This window comes from Bacillus sp. FJAT-26390, from assembly GCF_001682865.1.
Lineage (GTDB): Bacteria > Bacillota > Bacilli > Paenibacillales > Paenibacillaceae > Pristimantibacillus.
On sequence record NZ_MAQX01000011.1, the window covers coordinates 1,158,129 to 1,181,407 of the forward strand.

At 49.2% G+C, this 23,279-nt stretch carries 21 protein-coding genes; 5 read left to right on the top strand and 16 right to left on the bottom strand.

The window, feature by feature from the left end:
- The first annotated feature begins 169 nt into the window (after window positions 1-169).
- Both A7975_RS16740 and A7975_RS16745 read left to right on the top strand, forming a co-directional pair.
- The gene (locus tag A7975_RS16740; RefSeq protein WP_053372559.1) at window positions 170-622 is read left to right on the top strand and encodes an Lrp/AsnC family transcriptional regulator; all 453 of its coding nucleotides are present in this window, start codon (window positions 170-172) and stop codon (window positions 620-622) included.
- A gap of 65 nt (window positions 623-687) precedes the next feature.
- Window positions 688-1,539 carry an NAD-dependent epimerase/dehydratase family protein gene (locus A7975_RS16745; protein ID WP_065385822.1) on the top strand — a complete coding sequence of 284 codons (852 nt, stop codon included), beginning with the start codon at window positions 688-690 and terminating at the stop codon, window positions 1,537-1,539.
- A gap of 342 nt (window positions 1,540-1,881) precedes the next feature.
- Here the strand turns inward: A7975_RS16745 and pyrE are convergent, their stop codons facing one another.
- The 10 genes from pyrE to A7975_RS16795 all read right to left on the bottom strand — a co-directional run bounded on the left by pyrE (window position 1,882) and on the right by A7975_RS16795 (window position 11,683).
- Window positions 1,882-2,403, bottom strand: a complete 522-nt coding sequence (gene pyrE, locus A7975_RS16750; RefSeq protein WP_053372561.1) for an orotate phosphoribosyltransferase — start codon at window positions 2,401-2,403, stop codon at window positions 1,882-1,884.
- A 102-nt stretch (window positions 2,404-2,505) separates the two neighbouring features.
- On the bottom strand, window positions 2,506-3,384 hold the full coding sequence (locus A7975_RS16755; RefSeq protein WP_065385823.1) for a DUF72 domain-containing protein: 879 nt from the start codon (window positions 3,382-3,384) through the stop codon (window positions 2,506-2,508).
- Window positions 3,385-3,534: 150 nt separating this feature from the next.
- Window positions 3,535-3,999 carry an MEKHLA domain-containing protein gene (locus tag A7975_RS16760; protein WP_053372563.1) on the bottom strand — a complete coding sequence of 155 codons (465 nt, stop codon included), beginning with the start codon at window positions 3,997-3,999 and terminating at the stop codon, window positions 3,535-3,537.
- A gap of 66 nt (window positions 4,000-4,065) precedes the next feature.
- On the bottom strand, window positions 4,066-4,494 hold the full coding sequence (locus A7975_RS16765) for a disulfide oxidoreductase (protein ID WP_231637305.1): 429 nt from the start codon (window positions 4,492-4,494) through the stop codon (window positions 4,066-4,068).
- 247 nt (window positions 4,495-4,741) lie between these two features.
- Window positions 4,742-6,403 carry an extracellular solute-binding protein gene (locus A7975_RS16770; RefSeq protein ID WP_053372564.1) on the bottom strand — a complete coding sequence of 554 codons (1,662 nt, stop codon included), beginning with the start codon at window positions 6,401-6,403 and terminating at the stop codon, window positions 4,742-4,744.
- A gap of 72 nt (window positions 6,404-6,475) precedes the next feature.
- Window positions 6,476-7,378: a carbohydrate ABC transporter permease gene (locus tag A7975_RS16775; RefSeq protein ID WP_053372565.1), complete on the bottom strand. Its 903-nt coding sequence runs from the start codon at window positions 7,376-7,378 to the stop codon at window positions 6,476-6,478.
- Between the two features lie 46 nt (window positions 7,379-7,424).
- Entirely contained in the window at window positions 7,425-8,288 is an 864-nt protein-coding gene (locus A7975_RS16780; protein WP_082198273.1) for an ABC transporter permease, read from the bottom strand.
- A 121-nt stretch (window positions 8,289-8,409) separates the two neighbouring features.
- Complete coding sequence (locus A7975_RS16785) at window positions 8,410-9,294, bottom strand: carbohydrate ABC transporter permease (protein ID WP_231637306.1); 885 nt, start codon at window positions 9,292-9,294, stop codon at window positions 8,410-8,412.
- Window positions 9,295-9,349: 55 nt separating this feature from the next.
- Window positions 9,350-10,234: a carbohydrate ABC transporter permease gene (locus A7975_RS16790; protein ID WP_053372567.1), complete on the bottom strand. Its 885-nt coding sequence runs from the start codon at window positions 10,232-10,234 to the stop codon at window positions 9,350-9,352.
- 81 nt (window positions 10,235-10,315) lie between these two features.
- Entirely contained in the window at window positions 10,316-11,683 is a 1,368-nt protein-coding gene (locus A7975_RS16795; protein WP_053372568.1) for an ABC transporter substrate-binding protein, read from the bottom strand.
- 192 nt (window positions 11,684-11,875) lie between these two features.
- Between A7975_RS16795 and A7975_RS16800 the strand changes: the two genes are divergently transcribed.
- From A7975_RS16800 to A7975_RS16810, 3 genes are all read left to right on the top strand, one after another.
- The gene (locus A7975_RS16800) at window positions 11,876-13,699 is read left to right on the top strand and encodes a cache domain-containing sensor histidine kinase (RefSeq protein WP_082198229.1); all 1,824 of its coding nucleotides are present in this window, start codon (window positions 11,876-11,878) and stop codon (window positions 13,697-13,699) included.
- Window positions 13,689-15,317 (top strand): response regulator transcription factor, encoded by a 1,629-nt coding sequence (locus A7975_RS16805; RefSeq protein WP_053372570.1) that lies wholly within the window; start codon window positions 13,689-13,691, stop codon window positions 15,315-15,317. The genes A7975_RS16800 and A7975_RS16805 overlap by 11 nt, the downstream gene beginning before the upstream one ends.
- A gap of 180 nt (window positions 15,318-15,497) precedes the next feature.
- Window positions 15,498-17,039: a GGDEF domain-containing protein gene (locus A7975_RS16810; RefSeq protein ID WP_065385825.1), complete on the top strand. Its 1,542-nt coding sequence runs from the start codon at window positions 15,498-15,500 to the stop codon at window positions 17,037-17,039.
- Between the two features lie 31 nt (window positions 17,040-17,070).
- On the opposite strand, the gene htpG is transcribed toward A7975_RS16810, so the two are convergent.
- The 6 genes from htpG to A7975_RS16840 form a co-directional block, all read right to left on the bottom strand.
- Window positions 17,071-18,951: a molecular chaperone HtpG gene (htpG, locus tag A7975_RS16815; RefSeq protein WP_053372572.1), complete on the bottom strand. Its 1,881-nt coding sequence runs from the start codon at window positions 18,949-18,951 to the stop codon at window positions 17,071-17,073.
- A gap of 239 nt (window positions 18,952-19,190) precedes the next feature.
- A complete protein-coding gene (locus A7975_RS16820; RefSeq protein ID WP_065385826.1) occupies window positions 19,191-20,249 on the bottom strand; it encodes a polysaccharide pyruvyl transferase family protein in 1,059 nt (352 codons plus the stop codon).
- A gap of 13 nt (window positions 20,250-20,262) precedes the next feature.
- Window positions 20,263-21,387 (bottom strand): glycosyltransferase, encoded by a 1,125-nt coding sequence (locus tag A7975_RS16825; RefSeq protein WP_065385827.1) that lies wholly within the window; start codon window positions 21,385-21,387, stop codon window positions 20,263-20,265.
- A gap of 5 nt (window positions 21,388-21,392) precedes the next feature.
- Window positions 21,393-22,091, bottom strand: a complete 699-nt coding sequence (locus A7975_RS16830; protein ID WP_053372575.1) for a glycosyltransferase family 2 protein — start codon at window positions 22,089-22,091, stop codon at window positions 21,393-21,395.
- A complete protein-coding gene (locus A7975_RS16835) occupies window positions 22,064-22,939 on the bottom strand; it encodes a glycosyltransferase family 2 protein (RefSeq protein ID WP_065385828.1) in 876 nt (291 codons plus the stop codon). Before A7975_RS16835 ends, A7975_RS16830 begins: the two co-directional genes overlap by 28 nt.
- On the bottom strand, window positions 22,923-23,123 hold the full coding sequence (locus A7975_RS16840; RefSeq protein WP_141680318.1) for a hypothetical protein: 201 nt from the start codon (window positions 23,121-23,123) through the stop codon (window positions 22,923-22,925). Before A7975_RS16840 ends, A7975_RS16835 begins: the two co-directional genes overlap by 17 nt.
- Between the last annotated feature and the right edge of the window lie 156 nt (window positions 23,124-23,279).

Here is a 23,279-nt window from a genome sequence, read left to right on the forward strand (position 1 = left end):
TGCTCATCCTCTCTGAATAGTTAAAGCCTTGATCACTTTACTATTGTGAGTATATTATATTAATTAAGTCATTCGCCTTACATAAGGCGATAAAGCTAAATCTGCCTCCTTACAAAGGAAAACGAGTTACTTTCATATAAAATCTTTGAATTTAAAGGAGCCCGCTCGGATGGACTATATTGATAAGCAAATTCTGTTTTATCTTCAGAACCAAGCGAGAATTTCGATGACGGAGCTGGGCAAGTGCGTCGGATTATCGCAGCCCGCAGTAACCGAGCGAGTCAAGCGCATGGAGGAAAAAGGAATCATCGAGGAGTATCGCACGATAATATCTCCAGAAAAAATAGGGAAGCAAACAGCTGGCTACATCCTTTTTAGCACAAGAGATTGCCACGCTTTCCTCGATTTTTGCCGCTCAGCACCCGAGGTCGCGGAATGCTACCGCATCAGCGGAGAACACAACTACTTATTGAAGGTGGTGACCGACTCCACTCGTTCTCTCGAGGAATTCGGCAATTTATGCGATAAATATGGGACGTATACGATTCTGATCGTGATGTCTTCGCCAATTGAGCAAAAGCCTATGATTGCCTCACTAGAATCACCAAACCTGCTGGCCTAGCCGAAACAGCAGTAAAATAAAACGTTAATCCGTACATTCGAGCTTTTAAAAGGAGACTCCTCACGATGAATATTCTGATCACAGGTGTTAATGGATTTATCGGACAGCGTTTAGTTGAAAAGCTAGTTCAAAACCATTCCGTAATCGGTATGGGACGGAGCCCTTTGGGTGGCGATGAATCTTTTACTTTCATACAAGGGTCGTTTCATGAAACGGAGGATTTGCATCAGCTGGATGGCATACCAATCGACGTTGTTGTCCACCTGGCTGCGGTAACGGGCGGAAGTGACGAGGAGAGCGCTCTTGCTGTAAATGTGCAAGGAACAAGAAGGCTTTATCGGTATTTACTCGATCGTGGCTGCTCGAGGTTTATAACGGCTAGCTCCATTGCCGCAACAGGAAGCCTGCATGACGATTTTATGCCGCTCGAGCTTCCCATACCGGAAGACCATCCCTGCCTGGCAAAAGACGCCTATGGCCTCAGCAAAGCAATGGTCGAGGATTTAACCCGCTATTTTCATAGAATGAGTCCCGGCGCCGACTTTATCAACTTAAGGCTAGGAGCGGTCGCAACGGATGGTAAATGGACTGCGCCTGTCATGGATGATCCCCCTTCACTTTCTGTCCCCTTCATTCAGTTCGGGCATGTATACGTGAGCGATGTGGTGGACGGACTAATAAAAATCATAAATGCGCCACCGAAGGACAGGGTGATTACATGCAATTTTGTAGGACCTGACGTCAGCGCTTCAGTCCCATCGCTTTCCCTGCTCCGATCACTGCTAGGCGACCAAGCCGCGGTGTACGATCTCAGTCATTTTGACGACGCCAAAAATCAATACAAGCCGCTGTACCGGATGGATCGATTGGTAGAGGAATTTGGCTTCATGCCTAAAAAATCATTTCGGTCGACATAAGCTTCATGCGTTATAAACGTCCGCTTGCCGCGCGCTCCGAAAGCTTTCAATCAGCAGCATTAACGGGAAAAGCTCCCGTTATTTCATGCAACTTTACTCAAAAATCAGCATTAATAGGAATTTCTCCCGTTAATTTTCTGCATTTTAGCAAATTCGGCTGTAAGTGATCCTATTAACGGGAGTATTTCCAGCTAAATGCTCAAATGGGCTCCGTACGCGAAAATTAGATGGAGAATTTCCCGCTAAACCCGTTTAACCGCTACTCGCACATGCTCCCTATACGCAAAAAAGCCTTAGAATCGCTTCTAAGGCTCACTTTTTGCGTATTAGGTCAAATTTATATTACGATTCGATAAGCTCGTCCATCTTAAACAAGGAATACAAGGACAACCCCGCGTCTTCCAGATTCTCTCTTCCCTGCTGCTCCCGTTCGATGACGCATACGACATTTTTAACTATCGCTCCGTAATCTTTCAAATCGTTGGCGCTTAATAGAATTTGGCCGCCAGTCGTGACGACATCCTCAATGATACAAACGTTTTTACCTTGAATATCAATGCCCTCTGCGAGCTTGCAAGTGCCGTACTCTTTGGCTTTTTTTCTGACGAACGCGACGGGGATTCCCGTTTTAAGCGACACGGCCGTCGCGATCGGAATACCGCCCATTTCAAGGCCCGCCAACACTTCTGTTCCTAGGGGAACCAACTTTGATAAATACTCCGCAATTAAATTTAGCAATATCGGATTCGACTCAAACAAATATTTGTCAAAATAGTCATTCGATTCTTTCCCTGATCTTAGCTTAAAAGTACCGGTCAAATGTGCCGTCTTATAAATTTCTTTTGCCAGAAGAGCTATTTCCATATTCCACCTGCCTAGGATTTCTTTTCATTTTACCACAATGCCAATTGATGTATAGATGAATATGTACACAACTTATCCGGACTTCAAACGGCTATCATTCCGCTAAAATAAATCCAGCTGCTCGACGACGGGCGGCGGCGGTTCGTTCGGCTCCCCGCCATCCGGGCGGGCAAGCCCCAGCATCTCCATGAGCCGCTTCGCATTGTCTGCCGCATCCCCACCGGAGTTGTTGTTGAAAATGACGTGTATATGCTCGCTCTGCTGCTCCAGCAGCCGCAGCTTTCCAACCCAGTCCAACAGCTCCTCATCGCTATATCGGTACAAATAGCGCACCTCGCGCCAATTCGGCGCACTGGCTTGCGTCCACCCGGACACATTCCGTCCGTGAAACCTTACGATCGTGGAAAGCGCATCCGTTGCCCTAAGCACGGTTGGCACGGAGCCCGCTCCAGCCTGCGGCTCGTCGCAAACGCTGTGCATCCACTGCTCCCGTTCCATGAACGCTAGCGTCTTCTCGCGAAACTCCTCCGTGAACCAGCTCTGATGCCGAAACTCCAGTGCGCACGGGATTCCCTTCATTCGCTCCTTCGTCTCTCTCAAGATCCGAACATTTGCCTGCGTGCAGTCAAACCAAGGCGGATATTGAAATAGCGCCGCCGTCAATCGGCCAGCCGCGATAACAGGCTCAAGCATGTCCCGGAACGCCGCATACATTTCATTGGTTTCCGACGCGGGCACCGACGGTCCGCGCTGATGTCCAGTCATTCCTTGATACGCCTTAACGAGAAAATGAAGCGTATCCGGCGTATCCTCCAGCCATTTGCCAAAGCGCTCCCTCGATTGAATGGCGTAAAAGGTGCTGTCCACCTCCACAACCGGAAAATGCTTCGCATATTGCCGCAGCTTGCTGCCTGCTTTTGCGCTTGGGACATACAGCCGATCATGATCGCCCCAGCCTGCCAGTCCGATATGTATCGGCATATTTACCCCTCCGCTGCTTCTTATTGCCAATCTTTTTTTTCATTATACCTAACTTGCATATAAGGAAGCCAACAGCTGCGCACGGCAAAAAAAAGGACTGCTCTCAGTAGATCATTCTACGAAGAGCAGCCCTTCCAAAGCCCATTCCTTCTATAGATAGCGATACTCCGAGAATGCAGCCGCTTGTCCCAGATAGCCTCCGCTCTCGTCCGCCAAATTCCAAACCGTCGCGTTCACGATATAAAACCTTCGGCCTGTGCTTGAAATTCGAATGCCCGTGTAATTGTCTACGTAGCCATTAGCGGTTACTGCCTCAAAGAAGCGGTCCCGCTCCGCACGCTCCATCGGCTCTGCCGTCAATCTCGAGGGCGTGCTCGTGAACGTCTCCCACTCCATCTCCCACAGCCCAAGCCCTTTCTGATTCCCATAGTTTAGAACGGGATCAGCTTCCGTGCCATGCGATAAAATAACGGTTGTTGCATGAAACAACTGCTCCCTAATGCTCTTGCCGGGCTCTATATCCAGCAGCTCCTTGCCTGTCCAACGCCGGTAGCTGTCCAACAGCAGCCTTGCGTGCTCCTCGGCGGCGCCTACGCCTGTTAGCGGTAATTGCACTTGTCGTTCCTCCCCGTTTTGCTTGCTCCAATCTATATATCACGGAGAGCCGCGCTTGTCTACTTCTTATGAACGGTTAAGCTTGCGCAGGCGAAGCAGCGCCGTCAAAATCATAATAAACGCAGCAAGCGCCAGCATCGGAATCGTAATGAACCCAAACCAGTTCAAATAATCGCCTTGGCAGGAGACCGGACCGCATGCTGCAAGCGGGGAGTCATGCGGCAGCTTCTGAAGCACCGTATGGTAGAGCGAGAAGCCCCCTCCGATCACAACAAGCGGCAAAGCATACGAAACAATCCCTGTATCGCTTTTCGAATAGGCTATTCCAAGCAGAATCGCCAGCGGGTACATAAAGATGCGCTGAAACCAGCAGAGGCTGCACGGCGCAAAATGCATGACCTCGCTCAAATACAAGCTGCCTGCCGTTGCCAGCACAGCCGCCGCCCAAGCAACAAATAACCAAAATGATTTCTTCTTATCCAATTGTTCTTCCAAATCATTCTCCTCGCTTCCTTGAGCTCAATTCCCTATCTATCATTTTCGCTCAAAGAAGTGGAGATAGACATGACTCGAAAGAGCTATAACATGCGGCATGTTTAAAAATATTCACGGATATTGGGTGGTTTCCCCACTTTTTAAACCGCTCTAAGAAGAAAGCTTCCACCTCCCCAAAAAAAGGCCGCCCGCCCGGCAGATAAATCTACCGGCGGAGCAGCCCTTTTGCACTAATCGCTTAGACTAATTATTTGCCGTTAATCAAAGCTAAGTTCTCTTTCCATCTTGCTGTGCGGAACTCGTTGACTTTGTCGAAGCCGAGGCTTGTTGTCGTTTTCTTCGCTTCGTCGATCAGGCTAAGCACCTCAGCGTCGCTCTTCGCGAACAGGATTTTGCCGAAGTATTCGTTAGCGATCTCCGTAACCTGTTGGTTGATAATCCCTTCATCCGTCTCAGGAGCCGGGTCGATATTGTTGTACTGCGTCATGTTTTGCGATGTTTTCCAAGCGATGTTCAGCTGTGCCAAAGCACCCCAGTTGCGTTGGTCCTCCGGCAGCGTTTGCTCGATCTTCTGCTTGCTCGTATCAACAAACGTAGCGTTTCCTGCCCATACGTATGCTTCCAGCTTATCCTTGTCCTTCACCTCTTGCGTAGTGCTGAACCATTTGTCGTTCGGAATTGGCGCGCCGTCTGCGTCAAAATCATCCCAATACAAGCCTTGCGGTCCGAAGAACATAATGCGCGTGCCTTCCTCGCCTGTCATCCAATCCAAGTAAGCGAAAATCGCTTCCGGGTTTTTGGCGCTTGTCGTAATGACGTTAACGTTCCAGCCAAGCGCATTATAACCATTCGGATACACTTTGTTTTTATCCAAGCCAGCCTTCGCTACCGGCCAAATAAACTCATAACCTGCATTTGGATCCTGTGCTTTTAACGCGTTATGGCCTTCGCGGCCCATGTTCGTTGCATTGCCGCCCACGAATACAGCGACCCTGCCAGTTGCCAGCTTTTCTTTCACCTGATCGTCCTTTTGCGTCATCGCATCCTGCGTCATCAAGCCTTCTCTAAACAGCTTGCTTGCATAAAGCATCGTTTCCTTCCAAGCTTCATTGTTATAGATCGTATCGAACTTATCGCCATTCGGGAATGCCTTCATCGCGTGGAATGCGCCGGCTGCGCCCTCTTGGAAGCTAGGGAACATGACTTCAACGCCGGAAGCGTTGCCGCCAACCTCTAAAGGCACAACGTCAGGATATTTGGATTTTACCTGCTGCAAGTAAGCGTACAAATCATCAGTCGTTTCAAGCTTAGGCGAGCCAAGCTCCGCATATATCTTCTTATTCACAAACCAGCCGCCGTTGCCTGTAGGCGCAGCCGTATACCAGTTCGGGAATTGATAGATTTTGCCGTCGCTGGAGCGAAGCATGTTCAATGTCTCTTCGCCCGCCCATTTTTTCAAATTGGGATACTTATCGATATATTCGTCAAGGGGAACGAGCGCTCCCGCTGATCTTAGCCGTTCTACTTCTGGACCGCGGTCCATCATAATTGCGTCGGGAAGCTCTTTGGAGGCGATCATCGTGCTCAGCTTCTGCGCTGCCGCACCGCCGGATTGAATCGGATTTACCGTAACCTTCAAATTATCCTGTACCCATTTGCTGTTCGGGTTCGCGCCCCATGGCTCCGTGGTCCACCAGTCATAATGTACATAATAAGAAAATGATACCGGCGTTTCCCCCAAAACAAACCCTTTGCTCGTTTCTGCTTTATTAGAGCCTGTGTTGCCTGAATTGCCTGCTTTGCCCGTATTTCCGGTGTTTCCGCCATTATTGCCGGAGCAACCCGCGAGCAGCACAGAACCGGCAAGACCGACAGTCATAAGCGTGGTTAGCAGCTTTTTTCCTTTCATATTCGTACGCCTCCCATTTTTTAATATATATACTCAAACCACTCGCCGAAGCTATTTGGCCGAATACCAGCTTTACTCCTTTAAGGAGCCGATCATGACGCCTTTTACGAAAAAACGTTGAACGAACGGATATACCAATACGATTGGAATCGTGGCTACCATCATCGTCGCCATCGTGAGCGACTTGCTCGTGACGCTCTGCATCCGGCTTAAGGCATCCGTAGCGGCGCCGCTGCCTTGCGAAGCGATCGACAGCTGCTCGCTCATCGTGTTCGAGTTCATAATTTGCTGCAGGAATGTCTGAATCGGATACAGCTTCGCGTCGTTAATGAAGATCGTGGCCGTAAACCAATCGTTCCAATGGTAAACCGCCGTAAACAATGAAAGCGTAGCCAATACAGGGCCTGATAAAGGAAGCACAATTTTGAAAAAGATGCCAAACGTGCTTGCGCCATCCATTTTCGCCGATTCCTCCAGCCCATCGGGCAAGCCCATGAAGAAGGTGCGGAATATGATCATATTCCATACGCTGACCGCGGTCGGAATGACCATGACCCAGAACGTATCCATCAGGCCAAGCTCGCGGTTTAGCAGGTAGAAGGGGATGAGCCCGCCGCTGAAATACATCGTAATAATCGCAAAAACCATATAAAATTTCTTCCCGATAACGCCTTTGACGGACAAGCCGTAAGCGAAAATAGCGGTGAAGAAAATCGATATCGCAGTTCCGGCAATGGTACGCGCAACCGAAATGAGAAAGGCGTCCACGATGCGGTCATTTTGGAATACGATGCTGTAATTATCAAGCGTAAACACTCTTGGCCATACCGTTATTCCGCCCTTTGCCGTATCCAACCCCTCATTAAAGGAAATGACGGCAGAGTTCCAGAACGGATATAGAGTAGCCAGCCCTAGCAGCACTAGGAAGATATAAATGAACGTTTGCAATACTTTGTCGCCGCTGCTCAGCTTCACTAGGCTTCACCACTTTTCTGCATATTAGCTGCCATTCGGGTCCGCTTTACCATAGGCTTGTACCTGCTCTTCTAGACAGATAGTTCGCCATCGTCAGCAAACCAACGCTAATAATCGCTTTGAACAAGCCAACCGCCGCCGCATACGAGAATCGGTTGTTAATGATCCCTATCCGGTACGCATACGTATCGATGACCTCCGCCACATCGCGGAGCATCGCGCTTTTGCCAAGCAGGAGCAAATCGTCGAAACCAGCATTCAACAAGCTGCCGATGTTCAGTATTAGAAAAATAATAATGACCGGCGTAATCGAAGGAAGCGTTATCAAAAAAATCTGTTTGAACTTGCTTGCCCCGTCAATCGACGCCGCCTCATACAAGCTCGGATTCACGCCTGCAATCGCCGCCAAATAAACGATCGTCGCAAAGCCGATTTCCTTCCACAAATTCGTCGTCACGATTATTCCCCAGAAGTACTGGGGCAGCGACAGAAAATTAATCGGCTTGTCGATGAGCCCAAGCGACTGCAGCAGGATGTTCAAGCTTCCGTTATCGACGGAGAGGATCGAGATCGTAAAGCCGGACACGATTACCCACGATAAAAAATGGGGCAAATAGCTGATCGTTTGAATCACTTTTTTGAACGCCATGTTTCTAACTTCATTAAGCATGAGCGCAAGCAAAATCGGAGCCGGGAAGTTGATAACCAGCTTCAATAGACTGATTACAATAGTGTTCTTTATTACCCGGAAGAAGTCAGGCGAGTTAAAAAACATTTCGAAATGCTTAAACCCTGCCCATGGGCTGCCAAAAAAGCCTTTAAACAAGCTGTAGTCCTGAAAGGCCATCAGCACGCCGTACATCGGAAAGTAATTAAATACGAGGATAAAAACCAATGCCGGAAAAATCATCAGCTGTACTTGCCATTGCGACAAAAACCGCCGCCAAAGCGGTCTTTGTCTGCGAGGGCTGCTTACCGCTGTATTTGCTGTAACAGGTGTTTGCACGCTACCTCCGCCTCCCTATTCTGGCTTAGCCCTTCACCGCTCCGGCTGTTATGCCGCGCGACATTTGCTCCGTAAACAACAAATAAATGATGACGGTCGGCAAAGCAATAATCGTCATGACCGCAAACTGGGCGCCATAATTGGATGAATATTGCCCGGTGAATTTCATAATGGAAAATGGCAGCGTCTTGAACGTCTCGGACGTTAGAAACGTATTCGCCATAATGAATTCATTCCACCAGCTGATGAAGTTCATAATGCATACCGTTGCGATAGCAGGCTTCGTAATGGGCATGATAATGCGGAAAATAACGCCAAAGACGGAGCAGCCGTCCATCACCGCCGATTCCTCGATGCTCCTTGGGATCGTCTCCAGAAAGCCCGAAATAATAAGCAGGCTGATCGGCAACGAAAAAGCAATGTACGGTAGAATGAGCGACAAAGGATTATCGATGAGATTCAGCTTGTCGAACAAAATGAAGTTCGGCAGCAGCGTCGCGTGAATCGGTACGATCATGCCAAGCATGATGAAAGCCATCGCCGGCCCCCGCAGCTTCCACTCCATTCGCGTGAACGCGTAGCTCAGCATTAGCGCGAGGAAGGCCGCTACCAGAATCGTCACGGTCGTAATAAACACGCTGTTGAGCAAGAAGCGCGGAACGCTCCCGTATGTGAATGCATTCACGTAGTTATTCCATTCAAACGATTTAGGCCATTTTAAAATGCCGCTTCCAAAAAAATCTCCGCTCTTCAGAAACGAATAATTGATCAGCCAAATGAGCGGAAAAATTTGAAGCAGCGCCACGCTCCATAAGATGAGATGAAGAATAACCTTTATTGCGGGCGATGCGGCATCCTTTTTCTTAATGCCTACCGCTTCCCGATTGGTCTTAGCTGTAACGGCTCCCACAAGCATGCCTCCTAAAAATTCGTATAACCAAAAAATGCATACGCATCTGCCTACGTTAGAACTCGCCGACATCCTTCTTGAACGCCTTATTCATCGCAAGCGTAATAATAAGACAAATAATGACGAACACAACGGATATCGCGTTTCCATAGCCGTAAAGCGAGGAGGAAAACGCTGTTTTGTACAAGTAGTTGCCGATGAATTGCGTCGTATTGGCTGGTCCTCCGTTCGTCATGAGAAACACCGTTTCCATCTGCTTCAAGCAGGCGGTGACAGCAATGACGACCGCAACCCGAACCATAGGAGAGAGCAGCGGAATGATAACTCTTGTATACAAATTCACTCTGCCTGCGCCATCCAGCTCAGCGGCTTCGAATAGATCCTTCGGTATGCCTTGCAGCCCGGCATAATAAAGCAGCAGCGCATAGCCGAACCCTTGCCACATGACGACGACAATGACGCACCAAATGGCGATTTGCGGATCTCCGAGCCAGTCCTGCTTCCAAGCGCTTAAGCCTACGCCTTCAAGCAATTTATTTAACATCCCGAAATTCGGATGAAATACGCTTACCCACATTTTTGAGGTAACAACGATCGAAATAACGGCCGGTATAAAAAAGATGGCCCGGAACCATTTCTCTAGCTTTCCTGCATGCGTGACGAATATCGCAAACAATAATGCAAGGGGATGCTGAATCAGAAGCGTTGCTGCAAGCAGCAGCAGCGCGTTGCGCAATGACCGCCAAAAAACGCCGTCATGAAATAAGATTTTAATATAATTGTCCAGCCCAACGAACTCGTATGCGCCAATTCCCGTCCAATTCGTCGTACCATAGTAACCGCTCATGATAATCGGAAAGCAAACCATGAAGAGAAACAGCATAAAGCCAGGTGCGACTAGCCAGAAGATGGTGAGCCGATTGCTCATCAGTTTGTGCATGGTTCTCCCCGCTCTCTCTTTCGTAGAAGGCCGGGACAGCCAATATCATTTGGCCATCCCGCCGCTACCAGGTTAATCTTGTTATTTCAGAACAGCGACTGCTGCATCCATTTCCGTCAGGAACTGCTCCGGCGTAATTTGTTTGCCGAACAGCTTCTGGTGTGCTTCCATTACTTTTGTCTTAAACTCATCCGTGCCATTGTCATGAACTGGCGTACCGCTGGAAGATGTCATTGCGCTGAAAATATCAACCAGCTGCTTTTGAAGCGCCGTTTCGTTGCCAGTCAAGAACTGGTCAAACTTCTGAGCCGGCGTGCCGGAGCCGTTTTGCCATACTTGCTTCGCCCAATTGTCCGGTGCAAAGAAGTATTTCAGGAATGCTACCGCTGCTTCTGGGTTTTTCGAGTTTTTCGATACGGAGTATCCGCCGCCATACCAAGCCGCTACGTCCGTTGCCTTGCCTTTATCGGAAGCCGGATACGAGATCGCGCCTACGTTGTTGCGGAACTCTTCAGGGAAGTTCTCGTCCGTTGCAAGTCCCGCTTCCCAGTTGCCCATCACGTACATGGCCGCTTGGCCTTGGCCGAACAGATTGCGGGATGTGCCGTAATCCGCTGTCAGGAAGCCGTCTGCGAGTCCTTTATTTTCTGCCAGCGCCGCAATGTCCTGTGCCGCTGCCAAGAAATCAGCATCGCCGGAGAATTTGCCTTCGCCCTTTAGAACCGCATCCATTTTGTTGAAATCGCCTGTATGGCGCTGTGCCGCATATTCGAACCAGATTGGCAGCGACCAGCCTTCCATTGCGTTTGTAGCGATCGGGTTAATCTTTTTGGCTCTTAGCTGCTTCGAAACCTCCAGCAATTCTGCCGTCGTTGTCGGCACTTTCAAGCCGTTGTCGTCAAATAGCTTCTTGTTATAGTAGATAACGAGGAAATCCGTTCCGCGCGGCAAGCCGTACAGCTTGCCGTCTTGGGAGAAGCCGTCTGTCGCGCCTGGAACAAAATTGCTGTCCGCAAATTCTGATGCATTCAGCTCAAGCAGCATATTGTTGTCGATAAGCGGCTTGATGAAAGAGGTTTGGCCCCATGATTGAATAATGTCAGGCACCGCATCGGTTGAAGCGTATACTTTGATTTTGGCTTTGTACGGCTCATCCTGAAGCGCCTCGACTTCAATTTTCACGTTCGGGTTTTCAGCCATGTAGCTATCGATGATCGCTTGCTCGATTTTGCCTGCTCCGTTAGAGCGGTCCGCGAGCGCCGTAAAAAACTTAAGCGTTACCGGCTCTGCTGTTTTGCCCTCAACCGGAGCCTCTGTTTCCTTCGCTTCGTTGCTAGGGCTCGGCGCATTCGTGCTCTTATTTCCGTTTGCTCCGTTATTGCCGGAGCCGCATGCCGTTACCGTAAACACCATAAGCATCGCCACGAGCGTGATCCATATTTTTTTCATCGCTACCCCACCTTTATTTGTTTGACCAGGTATTTCCTGTTCTGCCCCCATTATAACTTGGAACTCCCATGCCAAAATATGACCCAAAATTTAGAATAGATGCCTCATTTTTTGGATCATAAGCAAAAAACCACTTCCTCCAATTATTTCTTGGTATACTGAAATCACAAATTTGAATGACTACAGGTGAAAATGATGAGAGCTCTTTTCCCTCCATTTCGACATATTACGCTGCAGCGCAAATTGCTTACGTTAGTCATTCCGCTTCTTATCGTTACCGTAGGTGTTACGGGTCTGTATTCGTACTACATCGCCTCAGGCGAGGTCGTCGATAAGCTGCGCCAGTCTCAGCTGAACATGGCAATCAAGACGAAGGACCAGCTGGACTATTTTGCCAAAAGCACGCTAAGCTTCTCCAATTACTTATTTCTGAATCCGACCGTGCAAGGCATGGTGATGAATGGCGATACGCCCCAGCGCCGCGACCAGGTATTCAAAAATTTGCTGCCGCTGATGGTTACCGGGGAATCGATCCAGTCGCTCATCCTCTACCCGACCTCGAAGGAGCATGAATCCGGCCAGCCGTTTGTCATTACGCAAACAGGCATCGCAAGCGCAATTAGCTTAGATGGATTTACCAAAACCCGTTACTATGAAAGGCTAGCCAAAACAGAGAACGGACAAATTTGGGATATGTTCTATCCGTCGGATTATATTTTGCCTGGCGATTACCATCATAAGATCGTCCTGATTAAGCCCTACAAAAGCTTTTACAATTATGCGCGCAACGGCCTTCTGATCATTGGGATGGACGCGGATAAACTAAGCAAGACGCTGTATCATGACAACGGGGATGCCACGCAGTTTATTATGAATGACCAAGGCATCGTGCTCGCCGCAACCGACATGCAGTGGATCGGCAAGCCGGTCACCCTGCTTCCCGTATTTGACCAGACGAATGTAGACAATATTCATCCGGATCACGGCCTCGAGCTACTGAAGCAGAAGAAACAATATATCGTCTCGGATTCCGTATCGGACATTACCGGCTGGCATTCCGTCGTCATTCAGGATCGCAGCAAGCTGGTGCTAGAACTAAAGCATATCGGCTCCGTCACATTCTCGATCATGGCTGTCGTGACGCTGATCACCATCCTTGTCTCATGGGTCATCGCCCGCATTATTACGAATCCGATGAAAAAGCTCATGTTTTCTATGAAAGCGCTTCAGACCGGTGATTTTACGCAGCGTGTCCATTTTAACGGCAATGATGAGATCGGCAGGCTCGGACATTTGTACAACACGATGGTCGGACGGATCAAGACGTTGATCGACGATGTCTACGCCTCGCGGCTGAAGCAGAAGGAAGCGGAGCTTAAGGCGCTGCAATCGCAAATTAATCCTCATTTTCTGTACAATACGCTGAATATGATCAACTGGAGTGCCATGCAAAAGGGAGACAAGGAGATTTCCGAAATGGTTATTTCACTCTCGCAGGTGTTTCGTTTAAGCCTTAACAGCGGCAACGACTTCGTCGAGCTGGAGCATGAGATGGAGCTGGTGCGAAACTACTTGTTTTTGCAAAAGAAACGGTTCACGACCCGCTTTAATTTTGAAATCGACATGGAGCCGTCCATCCAGCATTTCCGCATGCCGAAGCTGCTGCTTCAGCCGCTCGTCGAGAACGCCATTATTCATGCGATCGAGCCCTCTGGCGGCAATGGACATATTCACGTCAAAGCTTATACGGAGGATTCGCGGATCATTTTGGAGGTCGCGGATAACGGGCTGGGCATGCCGGATGAACAGGTGCAGCGTTTGAACCAAGCGCCGGCACAAGAGCCAATGAAAAACTTGCAAATGAATGCGCCCCACTCCGGGATGGCATTGTCCAATATTAAAGAAAGGCTCGCTCTATTTTATGAGCAGGCGGAATTCGAGATTGTGAGCAGAGAAGGCTTGGGTACTAGAGTGCAATTACGAATCAAACAAGGGGGCAATGGAAATGGCGCTTAAAATGATCGTTGCAGAGGATGAGCAGTCCTTCCGCGAAGGCATCCTGACACTTGTCGACTGGAAGCTCTACGGCATCGAGATTGCAGGCGAAGCCGAGAATGGCAGGCAAGCTTTGGAGATGATCAACAATGATCCGCCCGATCTGCTGCTGACTGATATCCGCATGCCCCACTTGAACGGGCTCGACCTGATCCGCGCGGCCAAGGCGGCCGGACATGAGTTTCGTTCCGTGCTTCTGACAGGCTACAACGAATTCGAATACGCGAAGGAGGCCATCAAGCTTGGCGTGTCGGACTATCTTCTTAAGCCGTGCATGCCGCATGACATCGTTCGCGTGATCCTCGATCTCAAGCAAAAGATCGAAGAATCGGAAAATGAGGATAAAGCGGTCAACGAGCTGAGCCGCAGCTGGAACCGCAACATTCATTTGCTCAAAAATCAAATTTTGTCCCAGTGGATTCAGCAGCCGCTCATGCCGCTCGAAAATCGTTACAACGTCATCCGAGAGGTAGAAATGACGCTCGTGCAAGGATCGATTCAGGTCGGCATCATCCGAATCGATTCCAGCACGGGACCTAACGCCGCTTCCTCCAAAAGAGATCTAGAGCTCATTCGTTATGCGCTGCTGAACATTACAGGAGAGACGCTCCGCCCGCTTTATGCCGGCAAGCTTGAAGTATTCCGGCATGGCGACGAGATGCTGTGGATCGGCAACTATCCGGCCGATACGACGCATGATGCGATTGAGCGCGCGATGAAGGAGCTGCAGTACAATCTGGAAGCTTATCTGAAGCTTTCCATCAGCATATCGATCAGCTCGGTCAATGCCTCGGTCGAATATGCGCATATCGGCTACCAAGAGGCGATGGAAGCGATGCAGGGCAGGTTCTATCAAGGCCGGGGCGGCATCTTCTTCTACACATGCACGGATAAGCAGCAGTCAGCCAAAGCGTCCATATTGGACGATGCCTTGCTGCACCGTATCGGAAAGGAACTGCTCGTCTCTCTGCAAAATGAGCAGTATGAGCAGGCGGTTGATGCGATCGAGGCAGGCATGTCCCATATTCGCAACAATTCGGGTTATTCGAAAGCCGAGGTGCAATTATACGCAACAAGCCTCATCCTCGAGCTGCAAAAGTTTGCGCAAGAGCGCAAAGTAGCTTCGATTGAATGGCAGGACAGCTTCGTCAACTGGATTGAGAAAATTCCTAATATGGAGACGCTGGATGACTGCTCCGTCGTCCTGCAAAAGATCGTCCAGAGCATCGTCGAGGCCGTATCGAATCAAAAGTCGCTCCACCGCACCGTACACGCGACCATTGAGCTTATTAAGCAGCGGTACAATTCAAATCTTACGCTGGAGCTGGCCGCCAAGGAGACGTTCGTGAGCAATTCTTACCTCAGCTCCCTGTTCAAGCAAGAGCTTGGCGTAAACTTCCTCGATTACCTGCACCAATACCGTGTGGAGCGCTCCAAGGAGCTGCTTCGCCAAAGCTACAAAATTTATGCCGTCTCCAAGCTGGTCGGCTACCAGGAGGAGCGCCACTTCAGCTCAACCTTCAAGAAGTGGACCGGACTTACGCCGCGGCAATATCAGAAAAACTACAATGCGGAATAGCAGCAATGAACCATAAGAAGCGAGGCGCGGCACAGCGCCTCGCATTTTTGTATTCACTTCCAAAAAAAGCAATTAACTTAACGATTAAGCCAGCCGATATATAACGTAGGTAAATAGACCTAACGGCTCATTCGAGAGCATCACTGGGCAATGCATGAATATCGTAGAGGAGGTATTGCCGTGCAATTTAGTTTCAACGCTAAGCTCATGACCATTATGGGTGTCTTCACCATTTTGCTGACCTTCAGCGTATCGCTGGTCAACCAGCATCGTTTAAAGGATAACTTGATCGCCGGTTATAAACGCGAATCCGCTTTAGTCGAAGATACCGTCGTCACCGCGGTCTCGGCAGCAGACAAAGCATTTCTCATTTCAGATAGGGACATCGAGAATAAGATGAGAGCCTACTCCCACCGTTTGCTGCAAAAATACTATGAAAATCCGGATGTTGCATCCTGGGACTACCAAGCGCTCAAAGGGCAGCTCGATGGAATGGACATTTACATCATTGACGATACAATGACCGTTCGGCACAGCAGCTTCCCTTTGGATGTTGGTCTAAGCTTCGCTGACGATGGAGGCGCGGCGGGCTCCTTCTCGCATCTCTTGAAAGAGAGGCTAAAGGAGAACACGTTCGTAGCGGATGGGCTCGATCAGGAAACGAATACGGGGAAAATCAGAAAGTACAGCTATATCCCCACCCCTGACCACAAATATTTGATCGAGCTTGGCTTGTATCTCGATAATAATCCGATCTTCCAAAGCTTCAATTTTCTCGAAATCAGCAACAGCCTTATCGAAAAATACAGCTATATCAACGACATCACCGTGTTCACGACGACGGGCAAGTCGATTGGCAAAACGGGCGCGGATGGAAAGTCGCTCGTCGTCGCCAAGCAAAATATGCCTGTCTTCAGCCAAGCGTACGCAAATTCCACCGTACAGGAGATCGCAAGCGAGAGGGATGGCTTGCCGGTTACTTATCGCTATGTCCCCTACACGATTCAAGTGGACAACGCGATAACCCGCTTTACCGATCAGCGCATCATCGAGATCATATACAACGAGCAGGAGCTGCAAACCAAGCTGCAGCAGAACAGGCATGTGTTCCTGCTTCAGCTGTTAGCGACAATCGCCATAGCGCTTATCATTTCCTACATCATAACGAGGCTTGTGGCAAAACCGATGTACCTGGCCTCCCATGATTTATTGACAGGCCTCTTCAATCGCGCGGCGTTTGAAAACTCCCTTATATCAAGCATAGAGAAAAACAAGAAAAAACAGAGCAACACGGCATTGCTTCTTATCGATCTTGATAATTTCAAAATGGTCAACGATCGGCTCGGGCATGATGCGGGAGATTCGTTTCTTCAAGAAATCAGCAAACGGATCCGTTCCGCTGTGACTTATCCCGATGCGATAACCGCGCGCCTTGGCGGCGATGAGTTTGCCGTAATTTTGAACCATATCGATGACAGGCAGATCGCTCTCGAAGCAGCCAGCCACATTATTCATGAGCTCAAGCGCCCTATTGAAATCAAGGGGATCAATGTGGTGAACGATTTCCGCACGACGGTTTCGATTGGAATTGCGCTTGCACCGGAACATGCCCAGGATTCCGATGAGCTCTATGCTTGCGCGGATCAGGCGCTCTATCACTCCAAACGAAGCGGCAAAAATACGTTTAGCTTTTATGACGGCAAACAACCCGCACTGGCATAAGCCGGTGCGGGTTGTTTTTTGTAGCTCGAAATTAAGCCATTACTTTACAGATATCATTCGTGAACGCTACCGGATCTTGAATAGGCAGCCCTTCGATTAACAGCGCTTGATTATAAAGCAAGCTCGTGTAGAGGCTCAGCTTCTCTTTATCGTTGCTGTAGGCGTTTTTGAGCGATTGGAAAATGTCATGGTTAATATTGATTTCGAGCACCTTGTCCGCTTTGACATCCTGGCTGTTCGGCATCGCCTTCAATATTTTTTCCATTTCGATCGTTACTTCGCCCTCAGTGGACAAGCATACAGGATGGGTTTTGAGTCGTTTTGACGCTTTTACGCTCTTCACTTTATCCTGAAGGATCGTTTTCATCTGCTCAAACAGCTCTTTGTTCAAATCCTGCTCTTCGGCCGATTCTTCATCCTTATCATCCGCTTCAATGCCTAGATCGCCGCTCGATACCGACTTAAACTCTTTATCCTTATACTTCGAGACCATCTTGATTGCAAATTCATCGATATCATCGGTAAAGTACAAAATCTCGTAGCCTTTATCCGTCACCATCTCGGTTTGCGGCAGTCTATCGATTCTTTCAATCGACTCGCCCGAAGCATAATAAATATATTTCTGGTCCTCGCTCATTCTCGATACGTATTCATCCAGCGTGACAAGCTTTTTCTCCTTGGAGGAGTGGAACAGCAGCAAGTCCTGAAGCACGTCCTTATTCACGCCGTAATCGTTGTATACCCCAAATTTAAGCTGTCTGCCGAACGCTTTGTAGAAGGACTCGTACTTGTCGCGATCATCCTTCAAAATGCCCTGCAGGGCGCTTTTGATTTTGCTGTTGATGTTTTTTGCAATCAGCTTCAGCTGGCGGTCATGCTGCAGCATTTCTCTTGAAATGTTGAGCGATAGATCCTCCGAATCAACCATCCCTTTAACGAAGCTGAAATAATCAGGAAGCAGGTCCGAGCATTTATCCATAATCAACACGCCATTCGAATAAAGCTCCAGCCCTTTCTCAAATTCCTTCGTATAGTAATCAAAAGGCGTGCTCTCCGGAATGTACAAGATCGCATTATAAACGACAGCGCCGTCCGCGCTAATATGAAGATGCTTAATCGGCTTATCGAAGCCGTAGCGTTTTTCGAAATAAAATTGATCGTAATCTTCCTGCGTAAGCTCGTTTTTATTTTTCCGCCAGATCGGCACCATGCTGTTGACGGTTTGCTCTTCTTGGTATTCCTCAAACTCGTTTTCCGCGTCAGCTTTAGGGCGTTGTCCCTTCACATCCATCTTGATCGGATAACGGATGAAGTCGGAATATTTTTTGATAATGGATTTGAGGCGGTACTCCTCCAAATACTCGTCGTATTGATCATCCTCGGTATTTTCCTTAATGTTCAATACGATTTCCGTACCTACCGAATCCTTCTCGCAAGGCTCGATCGTGTAGCCGTCCGCACCCGTTGATTCCCATTTGAAAGCCTCGTCGCTGCCGAGAGCCTTGGTCACGACCGTAACTACGTCAGCCACCATAAACGCCGAGTAGAAACCGACGCCGAATTGGCCGATGATATTGTGGCCGTCCTTCAGCTCATTTTCATTTTTGAACGCAAAGGAGCCGCTCTTCGCAATGACGCCAAGATTGTTTTCAAGATCTTCCTTCGTCATGCCAATACCTGTATCCGTAATCGTAAGCGTCCGGTTTTCCTTGTCGGCAACGACTTTAACGTAATAATCTTCTTTGTTGAATACCAATTTCTCGTCGGTTAGCGCTTTGTAATATAGTTTGTCGATGGCATCGCTCGCATTAGAGATCAGCTCTCTAAGGAAGATCTCTCTTTGCGTATAAATGGAGTTAATCATCATTTCCAGCAATCGTTTCGATTCTGCTTTAAACTGTGTTTTGGACATGAGTAAGTCCCCTTTCCATTCATCATTCAAGCATAACGGCTACTGCCTGCCTCTGGCGGCAAAAGCTTGTACCTCTTCCATATTAGCACTCAAATCCGTAGAGTGCTAATCCTTCCTTTTATATATCATAAACTATTTTTTACTGTCAACTTGAATTTGGCAAAATTCGAAAAAAAAGAGAAGCTGCCCAAGGTCATATCCCTTGGGCAGCTTCTCTTTATGGATGGATGGCCGCGCGGTTAAAGCAGTCCCTCGCGAAATGGCTTCTCGAGGAGCAAACGATATTTTTCTTTCTCGGCACTGATCGTTCTGCGGATATCCTCCGATTCCTTCTCAATGCTGCCCACTCGATCCAGAATGCTCTCCCCTAACCGCTCGTCTCCCGTCGACAGCACGAATTCAGGAAGCTGGATAGAGAGGCCAAAATCGATGGATTTGAACCGGTAGCCAAGGCTTATGAAAGGCACGCCGGCAGCAGCAGATAAATAACTGGCATGCAGCTTGAAGTTGATCGTCAGCGCGTACGATTTCATCCGATCAAGCAAATCATCATGGTGATAGAGCTCAAGATCAAGCTCTACTTTGTCCGTGTTTCCAAGCTTCGCGTACAATCGCTTGCAAGCCTCCCGGTCCGGACCCCATACCGGGAAAATATGAATGCGGTAGCCCTTGCAAATCAGCTGGCGCAGCGCCTCCGCCAATTGCTGCTCCACTTTCTCCTCATTGCCGCCAAAAATCCGATTATAAGCGGTACCCCAGTTTACGCCGATCGTCCGGCTCTCCTGCCCCCGTTTGCGCGGCGAAGGAGGATGAAGCAGAAAGGCTGGATCGCCGCTAATGATCGCATGCTCCATGTCAACGCCGGAATCCTCAAGAAATTGATAGGATAAGGGCCCGCGGACGCCGCAAAATACAGAGCTCCGAACCAGCTCCGCCAGCTTCGCGTTTGTAGCTTCATTTTCTGCCGTGTAGGCAAGATTCGTTGTTACTTTGCCGGAAGCACCCAGCGCGGGATATTCCTGCCTGTCATGGCCGCTTCCCCAGATTAACACCCTCTTATTTTTCTTAACCGCTTGATAAGCGACATCAATATAACCTGGAATGAGGAGCGAGCCGCCGCCCAGCACAACCGTGTCATATGGACCCGGATTGTGGATATCGACGCCCGGTATCGATGGAAGGACATCATAATGCTTGTCAGGCAGATAGGATCTGCACAGATCCCGGAACAAGAGCCACATCAATTCATCGCCAATGTTATTAAATCCAAGCCAGCCCAAATACAAAATTCGTTTCATGCTCTACCACCCTTCAAGATGAATTGCCTAAGGCAACACGGTACACATTCATCGTCTGTTCAAGTACCCGGCCAATCTGAAACTCACGCTCAATCCACCGTTTCCCTTCTTTTCCAAGCACCCGCAGCTCATCTATCCGCCTGCAGCCCTGTGCGATGTCGTTCGAATAAAGATACCGTGAATGAGGAGCGTTTGATCCATGGTCTCCAAAATAGTGCATCCATGCCTGCTCGTAATTGTCCGGCTCCACCCAGCCAAAATAGCCGTGGTTGCCGGTAGCAAGCACAGGCTTCTCGCAAGCCATCGCTTCCAGCGCTACCCTACCTGTACCTACGACGATGTCTGCGGCATTATAGTACTCTCGCATTTGTGCCTGCTTGCCTACCATATGAATGAACTTGCTACCGCTCTCCTCCTCTATGAAGGACGCGAGCTTTTTGAGCGGCTCGAATTTGGGCCCGTCTCCTACGACGATCAGCTGCAGCCGGTCCCAACCGTATCGATGAAGATCCTTCATCGCACGCAGCAGCGTGTCGCAAGCCGTCGCTTTTCCCCATGCCAGCCGGCTTGCGTAGACCAGAACGACTGCATCCTCAGAAATGCCTAGATCAGAGCGCAAGCTCGATTGCGGAGTAGGATAAAACGCGAGCAAATCGATCCCATTCGGTACGATTGCAGACGTGGATCCTAGCTGCTCGATATATTTTTGAACGGGGGGACTTACGCTGATAACCGCCTTGGAGGAGGCAAGAATGCTCTTTATGGTCGCTTGCGGATAATAAGTGCCATGTGCGGTGAAGACCATCGGGATCGCTAATTGCTCTGCCGCTCTTGCGGCTAGCAGGCCTGACGGCGTCTGATGAACGTGAACAATGTCAATCTTTTGCCTTCGCATCATGTCCACCAGCCTCGCTAATCGATCCGCATAAGCTGGCGAGCTGGCTGCTCGAAAATCGTATAAAAACACGGAGCAGCCCGCTTCTTCGAACTGCGGTCTCATTAGGCCCTCCGATGAAATTAGGCTCACTCGTTGACCGCTGCTTATTAATGCCCTTGCCAAGCTTAATACATGAGTTTCCGTGCCACCGGCATCCATACTGTCCAGAGCCATCAACACGGATAACGGCGAGCTTGTCATTTCATTCACTCCTTTTTGGAATAATAGGCTAACGAGCGTTGATTCGTATGCAAGCGGTAGTAATATAAAATTTCGGGCATATTTTCTATGCGGGCCTTATGCTCCAAAAACTTGACGATAAAATCGTAATCCTCTGCACCGACGATTTTCCGGCTAAGCCCTCCGATACGGTCAAACACATCGCCGCGAAACATGATCGTTCCATGGCAGACGCAGTGACCGCCCTTTCGGTAAACGCTGCGGATCTCCTCGCCATAACTTAGCCAGTTAGCCGGCACATATTGCCGATCTTTCTCCGCATCCTTAAAGGCAGCGTAGTTCGTTCCGACCAACGCGACATCCGGCTCGCTTTGCAAATAAGCCACTTGTTTCTCCAAACGGGAGGAATGCGAGAAATCATCTGCATCCTGCACTGCGATAAACTCCCCGCGGGCAAGGAAGAAGCCCGTTGTTATAGCTCCAGAAAATCCAGCATTTCTAGGCAGCTTTACGAGGATAAGTGAATCTGTGCCGACTACCCCATTTTTCTCGCACCATGCTCTCACGACGTCGATCGATCGATCGGATGATGCATCGTCAACGATAATAATCTCCTTATTCACATAAGTCTGCCGATGCAAGCTATCCAGACATTCGGCCAAATACGCCGCTCGATTATGGTTAGTTATAACGATACTTACTTTTCCAGGCTCTCTCTGCACCATTTGTCTCCTTCATTCCCCTTTCTGCTATGGATGGCATGCAGAGCTTCAAAATGATCTCCGATAATTTGCATCGCAGCCGGCGAGTGGTCGTCCCCTTGCTTATTGTGCTTATGGGGCCTGTAGCGGTTCAGCCGATCCACCTCGACCTTATGCACAGCCTTGATGGACAAGCCGCTAAGCACAGCAAGCGCGTATGCCTTCGGCGGGCACAACAGCGAGGACCAGGGAATGGCTTCAAGCACCCGTCTATTCATGGCGAAAGGTACGGGTACAAGCGACGCATTCGCAAGCTCCTCGCGGCCCAAAGCCATATTTAGCGCTATTTTCAGCGTCGTTACGGCACTCCATGGAATGCGCATGCGAAGATGGTGATCCAGCTTATTGACAGCCAAATCACATTCATGCAGCACCACATCAGCAAACGGGACAAGCTCCTTCCACGGGATAACAAAATCACCATCCACAAACAATAATTGCTCACCGGAGGATGCCAAAGCTCCGATTGCCCGGCCGACATCTGTTCCCAGCGGCTCCTGAAATCCAATAATGGACGCGCCAAGCCCATGCGCGATCTTCTCCGTTCGATCGAAGCTTCCGTTTACGACAACGATAATTTCAGCAGGCGACAGCTGCTTTACCTCTTGAATGACACGGCCAATAGCCGCTTCCTCGTTCTGAGCAGGAATAATGACGGATAAGCGCTGCTTGGCTGTGCTGCGTTTTCCGGCTTGGGAGAAATCCGTTCCTTGCCTGAGCACAGGCATCGCCTGCTTGTCTTCGATCAGCCGCTTGACCAGATCCCGTCTTCGCCCGCCATCCGTGCAGCCCTGCCTAAAATATTCGAACATAATCAATGACCCGCGAGCGAATCAGCACATCCTCCGTGCCGCTGTATCCGGGTATGCTTAAAGCTTGACCCACCACAAAGGAGAAGCCTACCTTAATCAAAACACCCGCAATTACTTCGCCGTTCGAGAGAACCACCTCTACGTCTCTGCCTTGGTACGTGCGCAGCTTTAGATAAAATGACACATGATCAACTCCTTCCAATTGTTACCCTCATCCTATTCGAGAGATTAGTAGAGTGAACGGCACAAGGCTAATTTGAAAAAATTTTCATAGAATCCGCACTTTTGCGTTGTACAAAATACTGAGTAAGAGTCACCCTTGCCGATACGAAGCTCGTAT

What these genes read in the sequence shown, in the direction of transcription:
- A7975_RS16740 (WP_053372559.1), top strand. Translation starts at nt 170, where the DNA reads ATGGACTATATTGATAAGCAAATTCTGTTTTATCTTCAGAACCAAGCG.
- A7975_RS16745 (WP_065385822.1), top strand. Translation starts at nt 688, where the DNA reads ATGAATATTCTGATCACAGGTGTTAATGGATTTATCGGACAGCGTTTA.
- pyrE (WP_053372561.1), bottom strand. Translation starts at nt 2,403, where the DNA reads ATGGAAATAGCTCTTCTGGCAAAAGAAATTTATAAGACGGCACATTTG.
- A7975_RS16755 (WP_065385823.1), bottom strand. Translation starts at nt 3,384, where the DNA reads ATGCCGATACATATCGGACTGGCAGGCTGGGGCGATCATGATCGGCTG.
- A7975_RS16770 (WP_053372564.1), bottom strand. Translation starts at nt 6,403, where the DNA reads ATGAAAGGAAAAAAGCTGCTAACCACGCTTATGACTGTCGGTCTTGCC.
- A7975_RS16780 (WP_082198273.1), bottom strand. Translation starts at nt 8,288, where the DNA reads ATGATTTTTCCGGCATTGGTTTTTATCCTCGTATTTAATTACTTTCCG.
- A7975_RS16790 (WP_053372567.1), bottom strand. Translation starts at nt 10,234, where the DNA reads ATGCACAAACTGATGAGCAATCGGCTCACCATCTTCTGGCTAGTCGCA.
- A7975_RS16795 (WP_053372568.1), bottom strand. Translation starts at nt 11,683, where the DNA reads ATGAAAAAAATATGGATCACGCTCGTGGCGATGCTTATGGTGTTTACG.
- A7975_RS16800 (WP_082198229.1), top strand. Translation starts at nt 11,876, where the DNA reads ATGATGAGAGCTCTTTTCCCTCCATTTCGACATATTACGCTGCAGCGC.
- A7975_RS16805 (WP_053372570.1), top strand. Translation starts at nt 13,689, where the DNA reads ATGGCGCTTAAAATGATCGTTGCAGAGGATGAGCAGTCCTTCCGCGAA.
- htpG (WP_053372572.1), bottom strand. Translation starts at nt 18,951, where the DNA reads ATGTCCAAAACACAGTTTAAAGCAGAATCGAAACGATTGCTGGAAATG.
- A7975_RS16820 (WP_065385826.1), bottom strand. Translation starts at nt 20,249, where the DNA reads ATGAAACGAATTTTGTATTTGGGCTGGCTTGGATTTAATAACATTGGC.
- A7975_RS16825 (WP_065385827.1), bottom strand. Translation starts at nt 21,387, where the DNA reads ATGACAAGCTCGCCGTTATCCGTGTTGATGGCTCTGGACAGTATGGAT.
- A7975_RS16830 (WP_053372575.1), bottom strand. Translation starts at nt 22,091, where the DNA reads ATGGTGCAGAGAGAGCCTGGAAAAGTAAGTATCGTTATAACTAACCAT.
- A7975_RS16835 (WP_065385828.1), bottom strand. Translation starts at nt 22,939, where the DNA reads ATGTTCGAATATTTTAGGCAGGGCTGCACGGATGGCGGGCGAAGACGG.